Below are 437 nucleotides of genomic sequence, written 5' to 3' on the forward strand. Positions count from 1 at the left end.
CCGACGCCCGGTCGCTGAGCGCGGTGGACCATGATCGCGGCGTTCCAACGGATCCAGGCGCGATAGCGGCGCTCGACCTCTTCGTCGCCGGGGAACCACGGCTCGTTTTCGGTCGGAATCGTGTTGACGTAGTCGGTCGAAGTGAGCGCGGGGAGTGCGACGTGCTTCTCGCCGGCGCGTTCGAGCATGCGGAGCATGAGGTAGCGGGCACGCGTGGGTCCGGATCGATCCAGAAGTCCGTCGAATGATTCGAGCCATTCGGTGGTCTCGTCCGGATCGATGTCCGGCAGGTACGACGCAACACCTTCGCGAATGACGCGAACGCGACCGTCGGTTCCCCCCGGCGTATTCGACGCGGGCGAACCCGACTCGCCGGCGGCGCCGGAATCGGCGTTCTGCCCGGACGCGGGACCCTGGATCAGGTCAGACAACGTGTG

Annotated in this window: 1 pseudogene; it reads right to left on the bottom strand. The window is 66.6% G+C overall.

What is annotated here, in order from left to right:
• Nucleotides 1-431: pseudogene (locus tag A2J01_RS17780) on the bottom strand (pyruvate dehydrogenase (acetyl-transferring), homodimeric type); the annotation flags it as partial.
• Nucleotides 432-437: the final 6 nt, after the last annotated feature.

The sequence above is a fragment of the Rhodococcus sp. EPR-134 genome, assembly GCF_001647205.1.
In the GTDB taxonomy this organism is placed as follows: domain Bacteria; phylum Actinomycetota; class Actinomycetes; order Mycobacteriales; family Mycobacteriaceae; genus Rhodococcus_F; species Rhodococcus_F qingshengii.